The sequence below is a fragment of the Schinkia azotoformans LMG 9581 genome (assembly GCF_000307855.1).
Classification (GTDB): domain Bacteria; phylum Bacillota; class Bacilli; order Bacillales; family Bacillaceae_J; genus Schinkia; species Schinkia azotoformans.
Genome location: NZ_AJLR01000064.1, coordinates 1 through 927, shown reverse-complemented (window position 1 = coordinate 927; position 927 = coordinate 1). Strand labels below are relative to the sequence as shown.

Here is a 927-nt window from a genome sequence, read left to right as displayed (position 1 = left end):
GATCTGGTAAAGTCAAAAAGAGAACACTCAATGGGAGTGTAGAACTCCTTATTCCTCTTCAAGACAAAATTCGTCAATTTATTTTTGACAAGAAAATAGCTATCCAAAAGAAAGATAGCTCATGGTTTCCAGTTCACAGGAAATATCTTATTCGTTCAACAGACTTAGAAATCATCACAATTTATAATTCTGAATTAAGAGGGATTTGTAATTACTACGGTCTAGCAAGTAATTTTAACCAGCTCAATTATTTTGCTTATCTTATGGAATACAGCTGTCTAAAAACGATAGCCTCCAAACATAAGGGAACACTTTCAAAAACCATTTCCATGTTTAAAGATGGAAGTGGTTCGTGGGGCATCCCGTATGAGATAAAGCAAGGTAAGCAGCGCCGTTATTTTGCAAATTTTAGTGAATGTAAATCCCCTTATCAATTTACGGATAAGATAAGTCAAGCTCCTGTATTGTATGGCTATGCCCGGAATACTCTTGAAAACAGGTTAAAAGCTAAATGTTGTGAATTATGTGGAACATCTGATGAAAATACTTCCTATGAAATTCACCATGTCAATAAGGTCAAAAATCTTAAAGGCAAAGAAAAATGGGAAATGGCAATGATAGCGAAACAACGTAAAACTCTTGTTGTATGCTTTCATTGTCATCGTCACGTGATTCATAAACACAAGTGAATTTTTACGAACGAACAATAACAGAGCCGTATACTCCGAGAGGGGTACGTACGGTTCCCGAAGAGGGTGGTGCAAACCAGTCACAGTAATGTGAACAAGGCGGTACCTCCCTACTTCACCATATTGTGCTTAATGCAACCAACCCCTTGACCTTAAATAAATTTCATCAAAATAAAAATGATTTGGAACGATTGAAAGAAATTTCTGATAACATTTCTAAAGAATATGGTTGTAAAAT

The 927-nt window shown here is 35.7% G+C and carries 2 protein-coding genes; both read left to right on the top strand.

The window, feature by feature from the left end; genetic code table 11:
* A partial coding sequence (locus BAZO_RS10390; RefSeq protein ID WP_003331425.1) for an HNH endonuclease occupies nucleotides 1-689 on the top strand: 689 nt, incomplete at its 5' end.
* A gap of 125 nt (nucleotides 690-814) precedes the next feature.
* Nucleotides 815-927, top strand: a 113-nt coding sequence (locus tag BAZO_RS23420) for a hypothetical protein (RefSeq protein WP_420911426.1), incomplete at its 3' end; no start/stop codon positions are given.